Genomic DNA, 21,659 nt, shown 5'->3' on the forward strand with positions numbered 1-21,659 from the left:
GAGGTGTGTCACGAGGGTCTGCGTGACGGGGGTCCGTATCACGAGGGTCTGCCTTCCGAGGAGTGGGTACGGCGGCGGCGCAGCCGGGACCAGTCGGCGGCCCCGAGCCCGACCGCGGCGATGACGATGACGCCCTGGACGGTGGACTCCAGGGCGCCCGATACGCCTTGCAGGTTGAGCAGCGTGAACAGGGCCTGCAGCGAGAAGGCGCCCGCCATGGCGGCGACCACGCTGCCCCGGCCGCCGCCGAGCACGACGCCGCCAAGGACCACGGCGGTGATCGCCTCGAACTCGTAGCCGCGGCCCGCCTGCGCGGAGACCCCGGAGAAGCCGCCGACGAGGACCGCGGCGAGCGCCGCCGCCACGCCGGACAGGACGAACGCGATGACGCGGGCGCGGTGCACGCGGACCCCCGCGAGGGCGGCGGCGCGTTCGCTGTCCCCGGTCGCGATCAACGTACGGCCGAAGTCGGAGCGCATGAGCAGGACGGCGACGCTTCCCGCGACGAGGCACGCGAGGACCGCCCAGGGCAGCCAGCCCATGGCGGTGCCGCGCCCCATCTGCCGGAAGTCTTCGGAGAGTTGTCCGTGCGGGGAGCCGCCCGTCCAGAAGAAGACGGCGCCCTCCAGGATCAGCATCATGCCGAGCGTGGTGATGAACGAAGGCACCCTCAGGCGGGTGGTGATCAGCCCATTGACGAGGCCGGTGACCGCGCCCGCGAGCAGCAGGCCCGCCGTGATGAGCGGCCAGGGAGCGTCCGGGAACGAGCCGTAGACCTCTGCCGCCGCGACGACGCCGGCGGTGACGATCGCACCGACCGACAGGTCGAACTCGCCGCAGACGATGACCAGATACTGCCCGGCGGCGAGGATCACCAGGGGTGCGGCGCGCTTGACGAAGGCGAGGAAGCGATCGGGTTCGTAGAAGCCGGGGTCGGTGGCCGCGAGCGCGACGAGCAGGACGACGAGGAGCGCGTAGACGGGTGCCCCGGTGCCGAGCGAGCGGGCCACCCTCTTGTACGGGGTCACGGTCTGCTCCGGCTGAGCTGTCCGGCTGCTCATGCGGACCTCCTGCTGCCGCGCCGGGCGTAGATCGCGACGGCGGCGATGATGACGACGCCACGTACGACGTTCTTGAAGAACGGGTCGACGCCGAGCTGGTTGAAGACGGAGTCGAGCACCGCGAGCACCAGGACCCCGCCGAGGGTGCCGGCCACTCCCCCGCGTCCGCCCGCGAGGATGGTGCCGCCGAGGACGACGGCGGCGATCGACTCCAGGTCGTAGCGGGCCTCGGTGCCGGCCCAGGGGGCGCCCGCGCCGAGTCGTGAGGCGAGGAAGAGGGCGGCGGCGCCGACGCAGAGCGAGCACAGGACATGGGCGGCGATGATCGTGCGGCGGGTGCGGACGCCGGAGAGCCGGGCCGCGTGTTCGTCGCCGCCGGTCGCGTACAGGTGGTGGCCGAAGCGGGTGCGACGGGTGATCAGCCACATCGCGGCGGCGACGGCGGCGAGCAGGAAGAGCGAGACGGGGAGCGGGCCGATCCGGTCGTAGCCAAGATGCTGGAAGGAGGCGGGGACCTTGCCCGCGGGGCCGGTGTAGTTGTCCTCGATCCAGCCGCGCAGGATGAACGCGGTGCCGAGCGTCGCGATGAACGCGTTGACCTTGAGCCCGGTCACGATGAGACCGTTGGCGAGTCCGACGGCCGCGGACAGGGCGAGGACGGCGAGCACCGCGGTGATGACGCTGCCGTCCTCCATGGTGGTGGCGGCGACGAGCGTGCCGAGGCTGATCAGATACGCCACCGACAGGTCGAGGGAGCCGGTGAGGATGACGGCGGTCTGCCCCACGGCGACCAGCCCCAGGGCGACGCAGTTCTGCAGGATGCCGACGACGTTCGACAGCGTGAGGAAGTCACCGCCGCGCGCGGCGACCACGATCCAGCCGAGCGCGGTGACGGCCGCTGCCGCCAGCCAGACGCCGACGGCGGGGTCGGTGAGCCTGCTGCGGGTGGGGGCACGGGTCTTCACGGCGGGCGGTGGGGCGACGGTGGTGCCAGTGGTACCGCTCACGCGACGGACTCCTCTCCGGACGGGTCGGTCGTTTCGACGGCCGGTGAGGCCGTGGCGAGCCGCATCACCTGCTCCTCGGCCGCCCCCGCCGGCAGTTCACCGGCGATGCGGCCCTCGGACATGACGAGGATGCGGTCGCTCATGCCGATGAGTTCGGGCAGTTCGGAGGAGACGATCAGGACGGCGATGCCCTCGCGGGCCAGTTCGCGGACGAGGGTGTGGATGGCTGCCTTGGCGCCCACGTCGACGCCCCGGGTCGGTTCGTCGAAGAGCAGGACGCGGGGGCGCGCGGCGAGCCACTTGGCGATGACGACCTTCTGCTGGTTGCCGCCGGAGAGGTAGCGGGCCTCCTGGTCCTCGCCGCGCGCCTGGAGCCGTACCCGTTCCAGGAGTGCGGTGAGTTCGCGGGCGGTGGGCGGCTCCCCGCGGGCCGGTACGGCACGCGTGACGAGCAGGGCGTTGTCGCGCACGGACTGGCGCAGGGCGAGCCCCTCGGCCTTGCGGTCCTCGGTCACCAGGGCGATCCCGGCGCGGATGGCCTGCCGCGGACTGGTGGGCCGCAGGGCCTGCCCGTTCACCGTCATGGCCCCGCCGGTGAACGGGGCGGCACCGAACAAGGCCCGCGCCAGGGACGTGCGGCCGGAACCCTCCAGGCCCGCGATGCCGGTGACCTCACCCGCGCGCAGCGTCAGGTCGATGCCGCTCAGCCGGTCGTTGCCGCCGCCCGTGACGGCGAGGTGTACCTCGCCGATGTCGTCGGGGTCGGCTCGCGGCGGATAGTAGGCGCTCAGCTCCCGGCCCACCATGGCGCGTACGACCTGGTCGGTGTCGGTGTCCTTGGTCCGTACCGTCGTGACGTGGCGGCCGTCCTTCAACACCGTTATGCGCTGCGAGAGTTCGAACACTTCGCGCAGGCGGTGCGAGATGTACAGGATGCCGAGACCACGGGCCGCGAGGCGGCGTACGAGATCGTGCAGAAGGCCCGCCTCATGGTCGGCGAGCGGCGCGGTCGGCTCGTCCATGACCAGGACGCGGACGTCGGAGGCCAGCGCCTTGACGATCTCGACGGTCTGCTGGCGGGCGACGGACAGGTCGCGGATGTACGTGCGGGGCGTGATGCCCGATACGCCGACCTCGGCGAGGAGTTCCGCCGTGCGGGCCTCCATCGTGCGGCGGTCGACGAGGCCGTAGCGGGTCGGCTCGCGGCCCAGGAAGACGTTCTCCGCGACCGTGCGATGCGCGAGCAGCGCGAACTCCTGATGGATGATGCCGATCCCGGCGGCCTGCGCCTGCGCCGGGTGGCTGAAGGAATGCTCCGTCCCGTCGAGCACGATGCTTCCCTCGTCGGGGACGTGTTCGCCCGCGAGGACCTTCATCAAGGTGGACTTGCCGGCGCCGTTCTCGCCGACAAGCGCGTGCACCTCGCCGGCGGCGAGGTCGAGCGAGACGCCGTGCAGCACTCGCACCCCGAGAAAGCTCTTCGACACCCCGCGCATCGCCAACATCTGTTGCGTCGCCTGCATCGCCTGCACCCTCGGCTCCTTCGGCAGCGGTCTGCAGAGCAATGTGATGAGGGAACTTTGACCTGTCAAGGGCCCAAGCAGCTTTCTGTACAGGCGAGTTGACGGGTACTTAGGTCGATCGTCGAACAGCATCAGCCTTGTGAGCAGCCAAACTCGTCCCTAAGGTTGCTGCCATGTCTGGAGCGCCGGATCACCCCGTTTCCGTACCGTCGACACCCGGCGAAGTCCTCGCCCTGCTCCGTACGGGGGCGGTGGAGACCCGCGCCGACATCGCCCGGATGACGGGGCTCGCGCGCTCGACGGTGTCCCAGCGGGTGGACGCGCTGATCGCGCACGGCTTCGTCACCGAGGAGGCGGACGGCGGCTCGACGGGCGGCCGGCCCCCGCGGCGCCTCCGCCTGCGTACGCGTGAACACGCCGTGGCAGGCGTTGACTTGGGCGCTTCGCACTGCCGGGTCGCCCTGCTCGACATCGGCGGCGAGATGCTCGCCCTGCGCGAGGACCCGATCTCCATCGCGGACGGCCCGCAGGAGGTGCTCGGCCACGTCGAGCGGACCCTGCACACCCTGCTCAAGGAGACCGAGCGCGATTCCGCGTCGCTCCAGTCCATCGGGGTGGGGGTGCCGGGGCCCGTGGAGTTCTCGACGGGCCGCCCGGTGGATCCGCCGATCATGCCGGGCTGGCACCAGTTCCCCATCCCGGAGTTCTTCGCCGAGCGGTTCGGGCCCCGGGCCCTCGTCGACAACGACGTGAACGTGATGGCGCTCGCCGAACAGCGCCGCGCCTTCCCCGACACGCGCTATCTGCTCTACATCAAGGTGGGCACGGGCATCGGCTGCGGCATCGTCGCAGACGGCCGGCTGCACCGGGGCGCGCAGGGCAGCGCGGGCGACATCGGGCACATCCGGGTGGGCGAGATCGAGGAGCCCTGCCGGTGCGGCAATTCCGGCTGCCTGGAGGCGGTGGCGGGCGGTGCGGCCATCGCCCGCAAGCTGTCCGAGCTCGGCCTGCGAGCGACCTCGGGCAGTGATGTCGTACGGCTCGTGAAGTCCGGCAACCGTGACGCCGTCCGCATGGTGCGCGAGGCGGGCCGCGCGGTGGGCGAGGTGCTCGCGGGCCTGGTGAACTTCTTCAACCCGGACACGGTGGTGGTCGGCGGGGCGCTGGCCGCCGTGCACGACCAACTCCTGGCGGGCGTACGGGAGGCGGTGTACCGACGGTCGCACCCGTTGGCCACCCACGTGCTGCGGATCGAGCCGAGCCGTACGGGCGAGAACGCGGCAGCGATCGGCGCGGGCATCCTGGCCGTGGAGCACGCGCTGTCCCCCCGGCAGGTGGACCGGGCCCTGTCGGGCGCGGCCCGCTGAGCCGCCCTCCCTGCGCCGCTTCGTCCGAACAGGTGGTCCAGACCTCATTGGTCCACTCCACTGACGCGTCGCAGGCCGTGCGGCCTCCCGGGGCGAAACCCGCCGGGACCGGCGCTGACATGGGAAATCCGCTCTCCTGGGCATGATTGACGGATCGTCGGAGAGCCGGTACCACTGACGCACGCCCGGCCCCGCACGCCCCATCACGCTTCACCGCCCCAGGAGGCTGCATTGCGAGGATCCGCCACCGCCCGCACCCCTGCCGCGCGCAGACGCGCCGTCAGGACCGCGGGCGCCCTTGTCTCCGCCGGTCTGCTGCTTCCGCTGCTCGGTGCCACGCCCTCGTCCGGCGCTCCCGGGCGAACCCCGTCGCATGAGCTGCAGGACGCCTTCGCGGCCGCGGCCGCCGAATACCGCGTACCGCAGAGCGTGCTGCTCGGCGTGTCCTATCTGCAGTCCCGCTGGGACGCGCACGGCGGCGCGCCGAGCGTGACCGGCGGGTACGGCCCCATGCACCTCACCGACGCGCGCACCGCGGTCGCCGGCGCCCCGCACCACAGCGAGGGCGAGGAGGACCCGCGCGGCGACGAGTCCCGCGGGGTCCTCAAGCCGAAGGAGTCCACGGCCAAGGTGCCGGAGAACTCTCAACTGCCCGCCCGGCTCAAGACCCTGCCCCGCGCCGCCGAAATCAGCGGTCTCTCCGCCGAACGGCTGCGCACCGACCCGGCCGCCAACGTACGCGGCGGCGCCGCCCTGCTCGCCGCCGCGCAGAAGAAGCTCGGCAAGCCCCTGAGCGAGGACCCGGCCGACTGGTACGGCGCGATCGCCCGCTTCTCCGGCGCGGACGACCAGGCCACCGCGGCGACGTACGCCAACGACGTCTTCGCCGTCATCCACGACGGGCAGTCGCGCACCACGGACGCCGGCCAGCAGGTGGCGCTCGCGGCGGACGCCGGCCTGGAGCCGGATGCCGCGCAGGTGCGGGGCATGGGGCTGCGGAAGGCGCCGAAGGGCGAGACCGAGTGCCCGTCGACCGTCTCGTGCGAGTGGATTCCGGCTCCGTACGAGGAGTTCAAGGACCCGAACGGCAACGACGACTACGGCAACCACGACCTGTCGGACCGGCCCAAGAGCCAGAGCATCGACACCATCGTCATCCACGACACCGAGGGGCGCTGGGAAGGCGTCCTCAAGATGGTGCAGGACCCGACGTACGTCTCCTGGCAGTACACCCTGCGCTCCACCGACGGCCACATCGCCCAGCACGTCAAGGCCAAGGACGTCGCCTGGCACGCCGGCAACTGGTACGTGAACTCCAAGTCGATCGGCCTGGAGCACGAGGGCTTCCTCACGGCGCCCGACACCTGGTACACGGAGGCGATGTACCGCTCGTCGGCGCGCCTGGTGAAGTACCTCGCCAAGAAGTACGGCATTCCGCTGGATCGCCAGCACATCATCGGCCACGACAACGTCCCGGGCACGCTGCCGTCGACGATCGCGGGCATGCACACCGACCCGGGTCCGTATTGGGACTGGCAGCACTACTTCACGCTGATGGGCAAGCCGTTCAAGCGCACGGCGGGCCCGGACGGCGGCCTGGTGACGGTGGCGCCCGAGTACGCCAAGAACCGGCCGGAGTACACGGGCTGCGTCAAGCCGGGCGAGAAGTGCGTGCCGCACGGCTCGGCCGCGGTACGCGTCCACACCGAGCCCCGTGACGACGCGCCGCTCATCAAGGACATCGGTCTGCGGCCCGGCGGCGGCGACTCGACGATCGGTGTCAACGACACCGGCGCCCGCCTGTCCACCGGCCAGCAGTACGCGGTCGCCGATCGCAAGGGCGACTGGACCGCCGTCTGGTACCTGGGCCAGAAGGCCTGGTTCAAGAACCCACGGAAGCAGCCGACGGCTGTCGACGCGAAGGGGCTCGTGGTGACGCCGAGGGGCGACGCCAAGGAGATCCCGGTGTACGGGCGCGCCTACCCGGAGAAAGAGGCGTACCCGGCGGGCGTCCCGGTGCAGCCGGTCACGCCACTGCCGTACAAGCTCCTCGCCGGACAGCAGTACGCGACCGGCGGCAAGGTGCCGGGCGAGTACTTCTACGCGCCGACGTTCGACACGACACCGCACAAGGTGGTGCGCGGCAAGGACATGTACTACGAGGTGCAGTTCGGGCATCGCGTGGCGTATGTCCGGGCGGCCGACGTGAAGGTGGTGCGCTCGGGCTCCTAGAGCACTGAGAACCGTCAGGGCCGGGTTCGCGTGGGGGCGGGCCCGGCCCTGGCGTGTCGGCGGACGGGCGCTCAGTCGAAGACGTAACGCTGTCCGGCCCGCGCCTTGAAGGTCTTCTCGCCGCCCTTCAACAGGTCGCTGCGCACGGTGAGTTCGCGGGTGCGCGTGGCGGTGAGCGCGATGCGGGTGGCCCGGCCGCCCGACCACTCGACGTCGAGGCGCGCCCCGCCACGTGCCCGCAGACCGCGCACCGAGCCGTCGGGCCAGCTCGCGGGCAGCGCGGGCAGCACCTCGATGACGTCGAACTGGCTCTGCAGGAGCATCTCCACGATCCCCGAGGTGGCTCCGAAGTTGCCGTCGATCTGGAACGGCGGGTGCGTGTCCCAGAGATTCGGCAGCGTGGAGGTCTTGAGCTGTTCGCCGAGCATCTTGTGCGCGTGGTCGCCGTCGCGAAGCCGCGCCCAGAAGTTGACCTTCCAGGCCTTGGACCAGCCGGTGCCACCGTCGCCGCGCGCGGTCAGGGAAACCTTCGCGGCGTCGGCCCACTTGCTGCCGGGCTGGATCTGGCGGCCGGGGTGCAGGGCGTAGAGGTGGGAGACGTGCCGGTGGTCGTCGGTCCTCGAGTCCAGGTCGGCCTTCCACTCCTGGAGCTGTCCCCAGGAGCCGACGCGCAGGCCGGGGTCGAGCTTGCCGAGGGTCTTCTCGAGCTCGGCGCGGAAGGCGGCCGAGTCGCCGAGCACACGGGCGGCTTCCAGGGTGTTGGTGAGCAGATCGTGCACGATCTGCTGGGCCATGGAGTCACCCGCGGTGAAGTCGCCGTGTTCGGGCGAGTAGCTGGGGGTGACGACGAGGGTGCCGTCGCGCGGGTCGGTGCGCAGGTTGTCGAGCCAGAACTCGGTGGCCTCCTTCATCACCGGATAGGCGGTGGTGCGCAGGTACTCGGTCGAGCCGCCGAAGCGGTAGTGCTCGTAGAGCTGCGCGGCGAGCCAGGCGGCCGCCTCGGGGAACCAGAAGGCGGTGGACCAGTCATGGACGCCGGTGAAGCCGTAGGGGTTGGTCTCGTTGTGCACCACCCAGCCCCGTGAGCCGAACATCTCCTTCGCCGTGCGCCGCCCCGGCGCGCGCAGTGCCTCGACGAAGCGGTCGTAGGGGGCGGTGGTCTCGGCCAGGTTGGCGGCCTCGGCGAGCCAGTAGTTCATCTGGAGGTTGATGTTGGTGTGGTAATCGGCCGACCAGGGCGGAGTGGTGCTGTTGTTCCACACGCCCTGGAGGTTGGCGGGCAGTGAGCCCGGCCGTGAGGAGGCGATGAGGAGGTAGCGGCCGTACTGGAAGAAGAGAGCTTCGAGGGCTCGGTCGGCCGCCCTCGCGCCTGCCCCGTATCCCTTGAGCAGCTGGTCGGTCGGGACATCGGCGAGGGGGCCCTGGCGGATGTCGAGGGTCACGCGGCCGAACAGGTCGTGGTGGTCGCGCAGATGGCGGGCGCGCAGCGTGCCGTGGCCGCGGGCGACGGCCTTGTCGACGGCGCCGGTGACGCGGGCGTGCGGGTCGGGCCCCCGGTAGTCGGGGTAGGTGTCCGCGTAGTCGGTTCCGGCGGCGAGCGCGAACCAGACGTGGTCGGCGCCGCTGACGGTGATGCTGCCGTCCGCGTTCGCCGTGCGCGTGCCGCCCTGGTGCACGACGCGCAGCTGCGCCTCGAACCGCAGTCCGTTGTCGGCGAGTTCACCTCGTACGGAGAGCCGGTCGCCGTCGGCCGTGACGGTGAAGTCGGCGCGGGGCGAGGTGTGTCGCAAGGTGCAGGTGACGCTCGCGGGGCGGTCGGCGCCGAGGCGTCCGACGAGCACGCCGTCGGGGTACGAGGCGAAGAACTCCCGCTCGTGGCGCACCTTTTGGTGGGTGTACGTGACCGTCGCCAGGCCCGTGCGGAGATCCAGGGCGCGGCGGTAGGTGGCGTCGGGCTCGGCCGGGCCTCCAGGCATGTCGAGGTGCAGATCGCCGAAGGTCTGGTGGGCGCCGTAGCCGCGCCGGGACTGACCGAGGTCGGCGGCGACCGCGTCGGGGGCGAGCTTGCCCTGCTCGTCGAGATCCTTCTGCACGGCGGCGAGGGCGCCGGGTCTGGCCTCGCGCCAGTTGCCGTGGTCGTAGCCCTCGCGGGAGCCGGGGCCGCCGGTCCACAGGGTCTTCTCGTTGAACTGGAGCCGCTCGGAGGCGAGGGTGCCGAAGATCATGGCACCGAGTGCGCCGTTGCCGATGGGAAGGGCCTCGCGTTCCCAGTCGGCGGCAGGTGCCGCGTACCAGAGCAGCGATTCATCGGATGTGTCGCGCTCTTGGGGCCGGCCTTGGGGTCGCTCTTCGGCTGCGGTCGCAGTACCCGCGAGCACGCCTCCGCCCGATGCCAGAACGGCTGCTCCGCCTACGGCGGACTTCATCGTGGTTCTTCGCGAGATCCCGGGAGTCATGACCGGTCACGTTAAAAGTCCGATGACTGGCCTGGCAAGGCACATGACAAAACCCACCCCTCCGGCCGGAGGGGTGGGCACATGGCCTGCGGTGGTGCCGGGCGGATCAGCCCTGCTGGAAGAGCTCCGCGGGCAGCGGCTTCAGGAGGGCGTACAGATCGTCGGTGATCGGCCGGTCCCAGGCGGCGATGGTGACAAGGACGCCGTCGCTGCGGTCGAACTGCACGCAGGAGATACGGCTTTCCGAAAGCTTCAGGCGGCGCACGATGAGGAGGTTGTCGCCCTGCATCACCGGCATGTCCTCGGTGGTGACGACGGTGACCTCCTCGTCGTTCTCCAGCGCGAGCAGCAGCTGGGCCACCTCGAAGGGCACCTCGTCGTCGGCCGTGTCGCGCGCCGGGGAGCCCTCGGGCAGATTGCCGATGATCATCGCGGGGCCGCGCCCGCCGAACAGGTCGTAGCGCAGGAAGACGCCCTGGCAGCTGCCGTCGGGGGCGGGCAGCAGGCCCGCGCCGAGATTGCCGGGCCAGTCACCCGGGTCCATGGCGAGGACATCGAAGTCCGGGCCGGCGGGAGTGGCGGAGCTGCGGCGGCGGAGGAAGGACATGCGCCAATGGTACGTGGCCCGCGGTGCTTGTCGGCGCGGGGGCGGCGCCGGTCCGCGCGCGGCGCGAGGAGGGCGGGCCGGTGCTCCGCACGAGGTCAGCGGGGGTCGTGGGGCGCGAGTGCGGCGGCGAGACCGGAGTGGTCCGTTCCCACTTTCCGGTAGACGGCCGACAGCAGCCGCACGACCGTCGGCTCGTCGGTGCGCAGCTCCTCGGCGATGCGGGAGGCGGAGTCGCCGCGGACGGTGAGCGCCGCGGCGGTGCGCTCGCGCGCGGTGAGCGTTTCGGTCTCGGTGCTGTGCAGCAGGCGGGGGCGCAGGCCGGCCGCCGCCAGCTCGTCGCGGGCCTGCTCGACCAGGCCGTCGGCGCCGCACTGGACGGCCGCCTCCAACCCCCGGTACAGGGGATCAGCGGCGTCCTTGGGGCGGCCGGCGCGTCGCAGTTCGGCGCCGAGACCGACCAGCGCACAAGCGAGTTCGTACGCCGCGGGCGACCGCTCCAGGTGGCTGACGGACTCCTCCAGGAGCTTGAGGCGCGCGGAGCCCGACGCGACCTCGGCGGTGATCCGCAGCGCCTGCCCGACCGCCGACGCGGTGGCGAACCTGCGGGCGCGCCGGACCGCCTCGTACGCGGTGGCGAGGGCGCGCTCGGGGGCGTCCTCGGCCTCGGCCAGCGCGAGGTGCAGCTGCCAGGGGCACCAGGCGGGGTTGCGCATGCCGCGCGGGTCGAGGCGGCGCCCCGCCGCGGCGAGTTCGGCGGCCGCGTCCTTGGTGAGACCGCGGGCGAGCAGCAGTTCGCCGTGCACGGCCTGCGCGTCGGGGAAGACGACGGCCGCGGGGAACGGCGCCCCGAAGCCGTAGTCATCGGCGGTGCGGGTGGCCTCGGCGAGGCGGCCGCGGGCCAGCAGGATCTCGATGAGGATGCCGACGGCGTACCAGTGGGCGGGGGTTCCCGGCCCGACCCGTTCGGCGATCCGCAGCCCCGCCCGCACGAAGTCCTCGGCCTCGGCGAGGCGCCCGCGGCGGAAACGCACGTACCCGAGAAGCGTGTACGCGAACGACAGATGGGCGCCGCGCCAGCCCTGCCGCTCGAAGTCGGCGATCCCGGCGGCGAACAGCTCCTCGGCCCGCCCCGGCCGGTCGGCGTACAGGAAGGTGAGCGCGACAAGCACGGGGACCTCGAAGCCCCGGGACTCCTCGGCCCAGCCGAGCCCGCCGACCAGGGCGCGCTCGGCGTTGCGCACGGCCGTCGCGGCGGGTTCGGCGCGCAGCATCGCGTCCCAGGCGCGCAGCCCGATGATGTACCGCTCGGTGAGATCGTGGCCCGGCAGCCGGTCGGCGAGCCGGGCCAGACGCCGTGAACGGGCGGGCGAGTCCGGCTCGTCGGCCCGGAAGGCGTCCCACATGAACTGCTCGGCCTGCATCCGGATCCGCACCCGGGGCTCGGTGGTCAGGCGGATCTCGCGGGCGAGGGTGTCGGAGGCCTCGCCGAGGCGGTCGGAGTGGGCAAGGACCTGCGAGAGGCGGTAGACGATGCCGTGGCGCAGGACGGGATCGGTGATGGGCTCCTCGAGCGCGGCGCGCAGGTGGTTGACGGTGGTCGCCGGTTCGGTCAGGAGGGACGCGCAGCCGAGTTCGTAGAGGACGGCGGCACGGTCCTCCCAGCGCGGGGGCTCCCGCAGGGCGCGGGCCAGATAGCGCCGTGCGGCGTCGGGCGCCCCCGCGCGGACGGTCTCGCGGGCGGCGGCACGCAGTTGCTGCACGACCCAGGTGTCGCCGTCGGGGTGGACTTCCAGGAGATGGCGTGCGGCGGCGGATGCCCCGAGTCCGGCGTTGACCACGGTCCAGGCTGCCTGCCCGTGCAGGGCGACGCGTACACCGCTGGGGATGGCGCGGTAGACGGCGGTGGCGATCAGCGGGTGCGCGAACTCCAGGGTGCGGGCGCCGGTCAGGACCCGGGCGCGGCGCAGCCGGTCCGCGCAGTCGGCGGCCTCGCGCTCGCCGATGCCCGCGACGGTCGCGGCGAGCGCCGGGGAGATCGAGGTGCCGAGGACGGCGCAGGCCCAGGCGAACCGCACGGTGGAGGTGCCGAGGCGCTCCAGACGGGCGACGAGGCCGCTGCCCTTGACGGCCGCGGCGAGATCACGCAGCAGATGCGCGCCGGCCTCGTCCGGGGTGAGCCCGCGGTCGCGCACCTTCGCGGTCAGCTCCACGGCCTCGAACGGATTGCCCGCGGTCACCGCCCAGCACTCGCGGCAGAACGCGTCGTCGGCGCGGGCACCGAGCGAGTCGCGTACGAGGTGGGCGACGGCGGTGGCGCTGAGCGGTTCGAGTCCGATGGGCCGCTGCCCGGCACGTCCTGGTAGGCCTCTGAACTCTTCGGCGTGGGAGGGGAGTTCCTCGGGGCGGTAGGCGACAACCAGCAGCAGCGGCAGGGCCTCCGCGCGGGGCGCGAAGGCGGAGAGCCAGCTCAGCGACTCGGCGTCGGCCCAGTGCGCGTCGTCGATCACGACGACCAGCGGGGCGCGCTGGACGGCGAGATGGGTGAGCACCCAGTCGAGGCCGTCCCGCAGGCCCTGCGGGTCGGGCGGCGCGTCGTCCGGCGGCGCGCACAGACCGAGGGCGGGGCCGACGATGGCGTACCAACTGCCGAGCACGTCCCTTAATTCCGCGTCCGGGACGGAGGCGAGCAGCGGCTGGACCAGTTGCCGCGCCACGTGGAAGGCGACCCGCTGCTCCTGGTCGCCGCCGCGGGCCGGCGCCACGGTGCAGCCCTTGGCGACGGCGCGGCGCCGCGCCTCGGCGAGCAGCGAGGTCTTGCCGAGGCCCGCCCGCCCCGCGAAGGCGATGAGGGCGCCGCGGGGCCTGTCCGGCGGCTCGGAGCCGTCCCGCGACAGGCCGCACAGCTCGCTCAACGCCTCGTCGACCGCAGCGAGTTCACTTTCACGCTCGAAGAGGATCCGCTTGCCGTGGGTGCCGTGTTGCACCATGGGACACCCCTCGCCACGGTGGTGCGCCGGGCGTCTCTCGCGGCGCGGGCCCTGGACTTCAGGCACTTCAGGTTACGCCCGTGGCGCCCGCCGGGAGCCGATTCGGTCACAGCGGTGCGATGCGGCATGGTCATCCCCTGTCCATGGACATCCACTGGCCATGGACATGCCCCCTGGGTCATCCACTCCGGACGAAGGGACCACATGTGAGGGTCGGCTCCGAGAACGTATTGAACTACTGGCACGGCGGCCTGAGCGACGTCCCCGCCGAGGTGTGGCACCACCCGTCCCTGGAGGTGCTGCTCCTGCCCGACAACGCGCTCACGCGGCTCCCCGCCCGGATCGGCACCCTGACCTCGCTGCACACACTGGACCTGGGCCACAACTCCCTGACCGGGCTCCCGCCGGAGCTGGGCGATCTGACGGCCCTGAGCCGCTTCCTCTACGTCCACGACAACCACCTCACGTCGCTGCCGGACTCCCTGGGCAACCTGAGGCGGCTGACCTATCTGAACGTGGGCGAGAACCGGCTGACGGCGCTGCCGGAGACCCTGGGCTCACTCGACGCCCTGGTGGAACTGCGCGCCCAGCACAACCGCCTCACCTCGGTCCCTTCGTCCCTTGGCGCCCTGAACGCCCTGCGTGAACTGTGGCTGCGCGGCAATCGCCTCACATCGCTCCCCGACTCGCTCGGCCGCTTGCGTGAGCTGCGCGAACTGGAGCTGCGGGAGAACGAGTTCGGGCATGTCCCCGAGGCCTTGCGCGGACTGCCGCTGCTGCGGCGGCTCGATCTGCGGGCCAACCGCCTGCGAGAACTCCCCTCCTGGATCGGCGACCTGCCCGCGCTGGAGAAGCTGGACCTGCGCTGGAACGAGGTCGCCGTGCCGGAGGAGCTGCTGCGGAGGCTTGAGGGGCGGGGGTGCGTGGTGCTGCGGTGAGGGAACCGGCTGCCAGGGACCGCGTCTTTGCCGCGCCAGGGCCAGGGCCCCTATCGGGGCTCAGGAGGCACCACGGCCACCGCGCCCTTCGCGTGCAGCAGCACCGCGTTGGTCACCGAGCCCATCAGCCGCCCCAGCGACCTGCGGCTGTGGTGTCTTCCCACCACCACGAGCTCCGCCTCCCGCGAGGCGTCCACCAGGAGACCCGCCGCGTCCCCCGGCAGGACCTCCCTCTCGACACGCACGTTCGGGTACCGCTCCTGGAAGGGCGCGAGCTGCTCGCCCGCCAGCTCCGTGTACTGCGCCGAGGTGGCCGCGTCCGCCTCCGCCGAGGTCACGAAGTCGCCGGTGGCCGTGTAGACGAGGACGGGCCCGGGATAGGCGCACACGACACGGAGCACCGCGCCGCGCAGAGCCGCCTCCGCGAAGGCGAAGCCGATCGTGTACGCGTGCGGGGAAAGCGCGTCGAGACCGAGCACCACGCACGGCTCGGCCCCCGCCGTGAGCTCCTTGTCCGGCCGCACCACGACCACGGGGCACGCCGCTTCCCGCGCGCACGCGATGCCGTTCGAGCCAAGGAGCAGGCTGGCGAAACCGCCGCGCCCGCGTGACCCGAGGACAAGGAGCCGCGCCGCGTCGCCGAGCCCGGGGAGGTCCCGCCCCGGGCTGCCCTCCACGACCTCGACGGTCAGCGAGGGGAGCTGGGCCCGCCCCTCAAGGGCCGCGCGCACCCGGTCGACGACCGGGTCGGCGTCCGGGCGGTGATCGATGGCCGGCATGTACGGACCGTCGGCGAGCGGCATCGCGTACTGCCGCACGTGCACGATCCGCAGCGGCGCGTCCCGCAGGCGCGCGGCGGTCAGTGCCCATTCCAGGGCGTGGTCGCTGCCGGCCGACCCGTCGACGGCCACGACGACGGGTCCGTCGGCGGCCGCGACTGGTTCAACGGGGGCGTCGTCACGCATGGCATTCCTCGTCTCCGGCGCAAGGCCAAGGTCGACCGGCTCCGCTGCCGGTCCCTGCCCCCTCCGGGAGGCGGGCCGACGGCGGATCCCGAGGTCACCAGGTCAGCACGGCACGAGCCGCGAGCGGTCGCGACAGCCGGAGACGAGGGGCCACAACGCCCCGCACGGCCTACGTCAGGTCGAACTCCCCCGCACGCGCGCCGTGCACGAACGCTCCCCACTCCGCCGGAGTGAAGATGAGGGACGGGCTCTCGGGACGGCCTGCGTTGCGCATCGCGATGAAGCCCTCGACAAAGGCGATCTCCACATCACCCCGCCCCTCGCTGCTCGATTGCCAGTCCGCTGTGCTGAGGTCGAGCTCCGGCTTGTCCCAGCCCGCGAGCGGGCGCTGCTGACCTGCGAGCGGATGCTGCTGAATGGTGCCTTCGGCCACGTCCGTGCTCCTCCCGATGCGTCGTCCGCCCGCCAGCCTAGCTTTCGGTTCCGGTACCGGACAGGCCGCGGCAGGAGGACACCCGCCCGTCCGGCGCGGCACACCCGTCACGTCGTGGGCGGCTCCGCGCCGACCAGCCACATGGAGAAGAACTGCGAGCCGCCTCCGTAGGCGTGTCCGAGCGCCCTGCGGGCCCCCTCGACCTGGTGCTCGCCGGCCTGGCCACGCACCTGAAGTGCCGCTTCGGCGAACCGGATCATGCCCGAGGCGCCGATGGGATTGGTGGAAAGGACGCCGCCCGACATGTTGACGGGCAGATCCCCGTCCAGCTCCGTCACGCCCGACTCGGTCAGCTTCCAGCCCTCACCCTCCTCGGCGAAGCCCAGGTTCTCCAGCCACATCGGCTCGTACCAGGAGAACGGCACGTACATCTCGACGGCGTCGATGTCGCGCCGCGGGTCGGTGATGCCCGCCTGCCGGTAGACGTCGGCGGCACAGTCCTTGCCCGCCTGCGGCGACACGAAGTCCTTGCCCGCGAAGAGCGTCGGCTCGCTGCGCATGGCGCCGCCGTGCATCCAGGCGGGCGGCCTGGGCGAACGGGCCGCGCCCGCACGGTCGGTGAGGATCATCGCGCAGGCCCCGTCGGAGGACGGGCAGGTCTCGGAGTAGCGGATCGGGTCCCAGAGCATCGGCGAAGCCTGGACCTTCTCCAGGGTGATGTCCTGTTCGTGCAGGTGGGCGTAGGGGTTCTTCAGGGCGTTGCGGCGGTCCTTGTACGCGACGAGTGAGCCGACCGTGTCGGGGGCGCCGGTGCGCCGCATGTACGCGCGCACGTGCGGGGCGAAGAAGCCGCCCGCGCCCGCGAGGAGCGGCTGCTGGAAGGGGATGGGGAGGGAGAGCCCCCACATCGCGTTGGATTCCGACTGTTTTTCGAAGGCGAGGGTGAGCACGGTGCCGTGGACGCGGCCCGCGACCAGGTTCGAGGCGACCAGGGCCGTGGAGCCGCCGACGGAGCCCGCGGTGTGGACGCGCAGCATGGGTTTGCCCACCGCGCCGAGCGCGTCGGCGAGATACAGCTCGGGCATCATGACGCCCTCGAAGAAGTCCGGCGCCTTGCCGATGACCACGGCGTCGATGTCGGCCCACGTCAACTCGGCGTCCGCGAGCGCCTGTTGGGCAGCCTCTCGGACGAGGCCCGCGATCGACACGTCCCGCCGGGCGGCGACGTGCTTGGTCTGGCCGATCCCGACGACGGCCACGGGCTCCTTGCCCATCCCGCTCACCCCACTCATCACGACTCCCCTTCGAGGACGGCGACCAGGTTCTGCTGCAGGCACGGGCCTGATGTGGCGTGCGCGAGGGCCCGGTCCGACTCGCCGCGGTGGATGCGGGCGGCGGCCTCGCCGAGCCGGATCAGTCCGGCGGCCATCACGGGGTTCGCGGCGAGCGCGCCCCCCGACGGGTTCACCGCGACGTCGTCGCCCAGTTTCAGCGCCTTGCGCAGGACGAGCTCCTGGGAGGTGAACGGCGCGTGCAACTCGGCGGTGTCCACGGGCCGTTCGAAGGCACCGGCGCGCTCGGCGGCCAGGCGGCTGGACGGCGAGTCGGTGAGGTCGCGCACGCCGAGGCCGTGCGCCTCGATGCGGTGATCGATCCCCCGGATCCACGCGGGCCGCTCGCACAGCTCACGGGCCCGGTCCCCCGCCGCGAGGATCACGGCGGCGGCGCCGTCCCCGATGGGCGGGCAGTCACCGGTACGCAGGGGACGCACGAGGTAGTCGCCCTGGGGGACCGCTCCACGCAGCTGCGCGTGCGGGTTGTCGGACGCGTCCCGTCGGCTGCGCGCCGCGACCCCGGCGAGCGCGGGCTCGTCGGCGTCCCCCGCGTCGATCAGGGCCTGCGCCTGGAGTGCGGCGAGGGCGACCGAGTCCGGCCACAGGGGAGCCACGTAGTACGGGTCGAGCTGTCGGGTCAGCACGTCGCGCACCGACCCGGGGGACGACTTGCCGTAGGAGTACACGAGCGCGGTGTCGGCCTCGCCGGTGAGCAGCTTGGTCCACGCCTCGTACAGTGCCCAGGCGCCGTCCATCTCGACGTGCGACTCCGAGATCGGCGGCCAGGCGCCCACCCCGTCGAGCGCCATCGTGAAGGAGAAGGCGCGCCCCGCGAGGTAGTCCGAGGAGCCCGAGCAGGTGAAGCCGATGTCGCTGGTCTTCATGCCGGTGGCGGCGAGGACCTGGTGCAGGACCGGCATGAGCATCTCCACCTCGGAGAGCTCGTCGGTGGAGCGCAGGTGGTCGGTCTGGCCGAAGGCCACGATGGCGATGTCCCGGACGGGACGCATCACCGACGGCTTGGCGGACGGCATCTACACCAGCTCCTTGTACGTGTCGTAGTCGGCGTCAGGCTCGCCCGTGGGCCGGTAGTGGTCGGGGAAGCGGGCGCCCTCGGTCCACACCGGCTCGACGCGAAGGCCCATCCGGACCTGGTCGTAGGGGATGCCCGCGATGCGGGCGTGCAGGGCGAGGTCGGCGCCGTCGAGGGCGATGTGCGCGTACACGTAGGGCACTTCGATGTCGAGGTTCTTCGCCTTGATGTTGACGATGCAGTACGTGGTGACCGTGCCGCGGGGCCCGACCTCGACCCGTTCGGCCGTGGCGACACCGCAGGTGGGGCAGGCGCCGCGGGGTGGTACGTAGACCTTGCGGCAGGAGGGGCAGCGCTCGCCGACGGTCTTCTGCTCGGAGAGTGCCTTGATGTAGGCGGTCTGGGCGCGGCCGGGCGCGTACGTGTAGTCGAGGCGCGCGAGGGCGACGATGCCGGTGACCGGGTCGCTGAACTCTCCTGTGTGCGGGCCGGCTTGCCCCACCGCGGCATCGGCGTCCGCCTCGAAGCAGGCGATGTCGGTGATGGCGCCGACGCGTTCGCCGGCCCAGCGGATCCGGACGCGCATCCCGGTCCTGACGGCGTCGGGGCCCGGCGCGTCCAGGGCGTGCAGCAGGGCGGTGTCGGCGCCGTCGAGCTTCACCAGGACCCAGGCGAAGGGGGTGTCCAGGGGCTGCCCCCTGCGGGGTTCGTGGTTCCAGGCCCAGGTGGTGACGGTGCCGGTGGCGGCGACCTCGACCAGATCGCGTATCTCGTCGGCGGTGACGGGGTCGTACTCGACGGGCGGGACGAGCGTGCGCCCGTCGGTGGTCCTCACGCCGAGTACGGTGCGCTCGCGCAGCCCGGTGAGAAAGGCACTCTGCACGGGCCCGAGGGACCGGGTGAAGGGAAATTCGACGACGAGAGGCGCGCGCAGCACTTCGGGTGAGGGAGTGGATGCCATGAGCAGAACTCCGTTTCTCAGCAGGGTAAGAAAATCGCCCCGTTCGGGAACGACAGGGGCGCCCCGTAAGGGGCGCGGGGAACTGCGCGACCAGCCCCCACCGGCCGGCGGGTGGCCGTCGACCTAGGCCCGCCGAAACACCGGGTCACGTTTCTCCGCAAAGGCTCTGGAGCCCTCCTTCGCATCGGCGGTGTCGAAGATCGGCCACCCCCGCTTCAGCTCCGCCGCGAGGCCGTCCGTCTCGGACATCTCGGCGGCCTCGTACACGGACGCCTTGACCGCCTCGACGGCGAGCGGCCCGCACGCGTTGATCTGCTCGGCGATGGCGAGGGCCTTCTCCAGGGCGGTGCCGTCCGGGACGACGTGACCGACCAGACCGATCGACGCGGCCTCGGCCGCCGTGTAGGGCCGCCCGGTCAGCAGCATCTCCAGGGCGTGGGTACGGGGAATCTGGCGCGGCAGGCGCACGGTCGACCCGCCGATCGGGAACAGGCCGCGCTTGACCTCGAAGAGGCCGAACGCCGCGGACTCGCCGGCGACGCGGATGTCCGTGCCCTGGAGGATCTCCGTGCCGCCCGCGACGCAGTACCCCTCGACCGCGGCGATGACGGGTTTGCGGGGGCGGTGGTGGCGCAGCATCGCCTTCCAGTGCAGATCGGGGTCGGCCTTCATCCGGTCTCGGTAGCGCTCACCGTCCATGCCCTTGCCCGCGAGAGCCTTGAGGTCCATGCCGGCGCAGAACGCGCCGCCCGCTCCGGTGAGCACGACGGAGCGGATCGCGTCGTCCTCGTCGGCGGCCACCCACCCGTCGTAGAGGCCCACCAGCATCGGCAGCGAGAGCGCGTTCTTCGCCTCCGGCCGGTTGAGCGTGAGTATCAGTGTGGCGCCTTCGCGCTGCACAGCGAGATGTTCCGTCCCACCCATAGCCGTGCTCCTTCTTGCTGTCGGCTTCGGACCTGGAACAGGTTGCAGTAGGCGGGGAGCCAGTTCAAGAGTTTTCTGACAGACAGTCAGTTTTCTTGCACGAGGACCCTTCCCACTTGCTGACGCCTCTGCTCTGATGACCGCCAGAAGAGATGACGCCGGGGTCAGGAGGAGCGGTGGAGTACAACCTTGCCGACCTGTTCGAGTCGGTCGTCGACGTGGTCCCCGACCGCGAGGCGCTCGTGTACATCGATCACCCCGGTACCGGGGCGGAACGCAGGCTGACGTACGCCGAGCTCGACCGGGCCGCCAACCGCATCGCACACCATCTGATCGACAGCGGCCTGAAGCCCGGCGAGCATCTGGGGCTGCACCTCTACAACGGCGTCGAGTACCTCCAGACCGTCCTCGCCTGCCTCAAGGCACGCCTGGTTCCCGTCAATGTCAACTACCGCTACGTGGAAGAGGAGTTGGTCTACCTCTACCGCGATGCCGACCTCGCCGCGCTCGTCTTCGACGCGGAGTTCACCGAGCGGGTCGCGGCGGCGCTGCCGCGCACGGAGAAGCTGCGGCATCTGGTGCGGGTGGGGACCCCGCCGGCCGACGCGCCCGCGCTCGACGTGGTGGCCTTCGCCGAGGCTGAGGCGGCGGGTTCGCCGGAGCGCGGCTTCGGTCCGCGCTCGGCGGACGACCTGTTCATCATCTACACCGGCGGCACCACCGGCATGCCCAAGGGCGTCATGTGGCGCCAGGAGGACCTGTTCTTCGCCGGGCTCTTCGGCGGCGAGCCCGCGGGCGAGCCGGTGAAGCGGCCCGAGGAACTGGCGGAGCGCGTCGCGGCGGGCGGCCCCGGCATCACGTTCTTCCCCGCTCCCCCGCTGATGCACGGCACCTCGACGCTGACGTCGTTCATCGCGTTCAACTACGGCCAGCGGGTGGCCATTCACCGCAAGTACGTCCCCGAGGAGCTGCTCCGCACGATCGAGCGGGAGAAGGTCTCCAGTGTGTCGCTGGTGGGCGACGCGATGCTCAGGCCGCTCATCGACGCCCTGCACGGCCCGCTCAAGGGAACCGACCTGTCGTCGCTCTTCAGCGTCTCGTCCTCCGGGGCGATCATGTCGGAGACGGTGCGCGCCCAGTTCCAGGAACTGGCCCCCGACGTCCTGCTCCTGAACAACTTCGGCTCCTCCGAGTCCGGCTCCAACGGCAAGGCGACGGACGACTCGGGCCCGGAGAAGGGCTTCCGCCTGGAGGTCAACGAACGTACGCAGGTGGTGGACCTGGCCACCCACGAGCCCGTGCCGGTGGGTGTCGTGGGCCGCCTGGCCCAGCGCGGCCACGTACCGCTCGGCTACTACAACGACTCGGCGAAGACCGCCGAGACGTTCTTCCAGAAGGGCGAGGAGCGCTGGGTGCTGCTCGGCGACATGGCCACGGTCGACGAGGAGGGCATCGTGACCGTCCTCGGCCGGGGCTCGCAGTGCATCAACACCGGTGGCGAGAAGGTGTATCCGGAGGAGGTCGAGCAGGCGCTCAAGTCCCATCCGGACGTGTACGACGCGCTGGTCGCCGGAGTCCCCGACGAGCGCTGGGGCAACCGCGTGGCCGCGGTCGTCCAACTACGGGACGGAGCCGCCCCGTTGGACCTCGAAGCCATTCAGACCCACTGCCGCACCCGCCTCGCCGGCTACAAGATCCCCCGCGCCGTGGTCTTCACCCCCGAGATCCAACGCTCACCGAGCGGCAAGGCGGACTACCGGTGGGCGAAAGCGGTGGCCGCGGGGTAATCGGTCGGGTGGGCGGGAGAGACCTGGCGCTCAGCGGTGGTCGG

At 71.8% G+C, this 21,659-nt stretch carries 16 protein-coding genes; 4 read left to right on the top strand and 12 right to left on the bottom strand.

Annotated elements, in window-relative coordinates:
* Positions 1–38: 38 nt before the first annotated feature.
* Genes ACWGIH_RS05285 through ACWGIH_RS05295 form a run of 3 tightly spaced genes read right to left on the bottom strand, consistent with a single transcriptional unit; the run spans position 39 to position 3,573 of the window.
* The gene (locus ACWGIH_RS05285) at positions 39–1,061 is read right to left on the bottom strand and encodes an ABC transporter permease (protein WP_453449548.1); all 1,023 of its coding nucleotides are present in this window, start codon (positions 1,059–1,061) and stop codon (positions 39–41) included.
* On the bottom strand, positions 1,058–2,068 hold the full coding sequence (locus ACWGIH_RS05290) for an ABC transporter permease (RefSeq protein ID WP_453449547.1): 1,011 nt from the start codon (positions 2,066–2,068) through the stop codon (positions 1,058–1,060). Before ACWGIH_RS05290 ends, ACWGIH_RS05285 begins: the two co-directional genes overlap by 4 nt.
* Positions 2,065–3,573, bottom strand: coding sequence for a sugar ABC transporter ATP-binding protein (locus tag ACWGIH_RS05295; RefSeq protein WP_453449595.1), 1,509 nt, complete (start codon positions 3,571–3,573; stop codon positions 2,065–2,067). Before ACWGIH_RS05295 ends, ACWGIH_RS05290 begins: the two co-directional genes overlap by 4 nt.
* A 191-nt stretch (positions 3,574–3,764) precedes the next feature.
* Here ACWGIH_RS05295 and ACWGIH_RS05300 point away from each other — a divergent pair, with 191 nt between their 5' ends.
* Complete coding sequence (locus ACWGIH_RS05300; protein WP_453449546.1) at positions 3,765–4,958, top strand: ROK family protein; 1,194 nt, start codon at positions 3,765–3,767, stop codon at positions 4,956–4,958.
* 231 nt (positions 4,959–5,189) lie between these two features.
* Positions 5,190–7,190, top strand: coding sequence for an N-acetylmuramoyl-L-alanine amidase (locus tag ACWGIH_RS05305; protein ID WP_453449545.1), 2,001 nt, complete (start codon positions 5,190–5,192; stop codon positions 7,188–7,190).
* Positions 7,191–7,261: 71 nt separating this feature from the next.
* Here ACWGIH_RS05305 and ACWGIH_RS05310 read toward each other — a convergent pair whose 3' ends face one another.
* The 3 genes from ACWGIH_RS05310 to ACWGIH_RS05320 all read right to left on the bottom strand — a co-directional run bounded on the left by ACWGIH_RS05310 (position 7,262) and on the right by ACWGIH_RS05320 (position 13,240).
* On the bottom strand, positions 7,262–9,616 hold the full coding sequence (locus ACWGIH_RS05310; RefSeq protein WP_453449544.1) for a glycoside hydrolase family 95 protein: 2,355 nt from the start codon (positions 9,614–9,616) through the stop codon (positions 7,262–7,264).
* A gap of 136 nt (positions 9,617–9,752) precedes the next feature.
* Positions 9,753–10,253, bottom strand: a complete 501-nt coding sequence (locus ACWGIH_RS05315) for a hypothetical protein (protein ID WP_365817703.1) — start codon at positions 10,251–10,253, stop codon at positions 9,753–9,755.
* Between the two features lie 95 nt (positions 10,254–10,348).
* On the bottom strand, positions 10,349–13,240 hold the full coding sequence (locus ACWGIH_RS05320) for an ATP-binding protein (protein WP_453449543.1): 2,892 nt from the start codon (positions 13,238–13,240) through the stop codon (positions 10,349–10,351).
* 206 nt (positions 13,241–13,446) lie between these two features.
* Here ACWGIH_RS05320 and ACWGIH_RS05325 point away from each other — a divergent pair, with 206 nt between their 5' ends.
* Complete coding sequence (locus ACWGIH_RS05325) at positions 13,447–14,178, top strand: leucine-rich repeat domain-containing protein (protein ID WP_453449542.1); 732 nt, start codon at positions 13,447–13,449, stop codon at positions 14,176–14,178.
* Positions 14,179–14,228: 50 nt separating this feature from the next.
* Here ACWGIH_RS05325 and ACWGIH_RS05330 read toward each other — a convergent pair whose 3' ends face one another.
* The 6 genes from ACWGIH_RS05330 to ACWGIH_RS05355 form a co-directional block, all read right to left on the bottom strand.
* Entirely contained in the window at positions 14,229–15,143 is a 915-nt protein-coding gene (locus ACWGIH_RS05330) for a universal stress protein (RefSeq protein ID WP_453449541.1), read from the bottom strand.
* Positions 15,144–15,312: 169 nt separating this feature from the next.
* Entirely contained in the window at positions 15,313–15,576 is a 264-nt protein-coding gene (locus tag ACWGIH_RS05335; RefSeq protein WP_336605706.1) for a DUF397 domain-containing protein, read from the bottom strand.
* Between the two features lie 107 nt (positions 15,577–15,683).
* The gene (locus ACWGIH_RS05340) at positions 15,684–16,850 is read right to left on the bottom strand and encodes a thiolase domain-containing protein (protein ID WP_453449594.1); all 1,167 of its coding nucleotides are present in this window, start codon (positions 16,848–16,850) and stop codon (positions 15,684–15,686) included.
* A gap of 17 nt (positions 16,851–16,867) precedes the next feature.
* Positions 16,868–17,944, bottom strand: coding sequence for a thiolase domain-containing protein (locus tag ACWGIH_RS05345; RefSeq protein ID WP_453449540.1), 1,077 nt, complete (start codon positions 17,942–17,944; stop codon positions 16,868–16,870).
* Complete coding sequence (locus tag ACWGIH_RS05350) at positions 17,945–18,904, bottom strand: Zn-ribbon domain-containing OB-fold protein (RefSeq protein ID WP_453449539.1); 960 nt, start codon at positions 18,902–18,904, stop codon at positions 17,945–17,947.
* A 123-nt stretch (positions 18,905–19,027) separates the two neighbouring features.
* Positions 19,028–19,828 (bottom strand): crotonase/enoyl-CoA hydratase family protein, encoded by an 801-nt coding sequence (locus ACWGIH_RS05355; protein ID WP_453449538.1) that lies wholly within the window; start codon positions 19,826–19,828, stop codon positions 19,028–19,030.
* Between the two features lie 176 nt (positions 19,829–20,004).
* Between ACWGIH_RS05355 and ACWGIH_RS05360 the strand changes: the two genes are divergently transcribed.
* Positions 20,005–21,615, top strand: a complete 1,611-nt coding sequence (locus ACWGIH_RS05360) for an acyl-CoA synthetase (protein WP_453449537.1) — start codon at positions 20,005–20,007, stop codon at positions 21,613–21,615.
* Positions 21,616–21,659: the final 44 nt, after the last annotated feature.

The sequence above is a fragment of the Streptomyces sp. NPDC054872 genome, assembly GCF_053610705.1.

Excerpts from the sequence above, each read along its gene's own strand:
- ACWGIH_RS05350 (WP_453449539.1), bottom strand. The coding sequence starts at position 18,904 with ATGGCATCCACTCCCTCACCCGAAGTGCTGCGCGCGCCTCTCGTCGTC.
- ACWGIH_RS05300 (WP_453449546.1), top strand. The coding sequence starts at position 3,765 with ATGTCTGGAGCGCCGGATCACCCCGTTTCCGTACCGTCGACACCCGGC.
- ACWGIH_RS05295 (WP_453449595.1), bottom strand. The coding sequence starts at position 3,573 with ATGTTGGCGATGCGCGGGGTGTCGAAGAGCTTTCTCGGGGTGCGAGTG.
- ACWGIH_RS05340 (WP_453449594.1), bottom strand. The coding sequence starts at position 16,850 with ATGGGCAAGGAGCCCGTGGCCGTCGTCGGGATCGGCCAGACCAAGCAC.
- ACWGIH_RS05355 (WP_453449538.1), bottom strand. The coding sequence starts at position 19,828 with ATGGGTGGGACGGAACATCTCGCTGTGCAGCGCGAAGGCGCCACACTG.
- ACWGIH_RS05330 (WP_453449541.1), bottom strand. The coding sequence starts at position 15,143 with ATGCGTGACGACGCCCCCGTTGAACCAGTCGCGGCCGCCGACGGACCC.
- ACWGIH_RS05320 (WP_453449543.1), bottom strand. The coding sequence starts at position 13,240 with ATGGTGCAACACGGCACCCACGGCAAGCGGATCCTCTTCGAGCGTGAA.
- ACWGIH_RS05315 (WP_365817703.1), bottom strand. The coding sequence starts at position 10,253 with ATGTCCTTCCTCCGCCGCCGCAGCTCCGCCACTCCCGCCGGCCCGGAC.
- ACWGIH_RS05345 (WP_453449540.1), bottom strand. The coding sequence starts at position 17,944 with ATGCCGTCCGCCAAGCCGTCGGTGATGCGTCCCGTCCGGGACATCGCC.
- ACWGIH_RS05310 (WP_453449544.1), bottom strand. The coding sequence starts at position 9,616 with ATGAAGTCCGCCGTAGGCGGAGCAGCCGTTCTGGCATCGGGCGGAGGC.
- ACWGIH_RS05285 (WP_453449548.1), bottom strand. The coding sequence starts at position 1,061 with ATGAGCAGCCGGACAGCTCAGCCGGAGCAGACCGTGACCCCGTACAAG.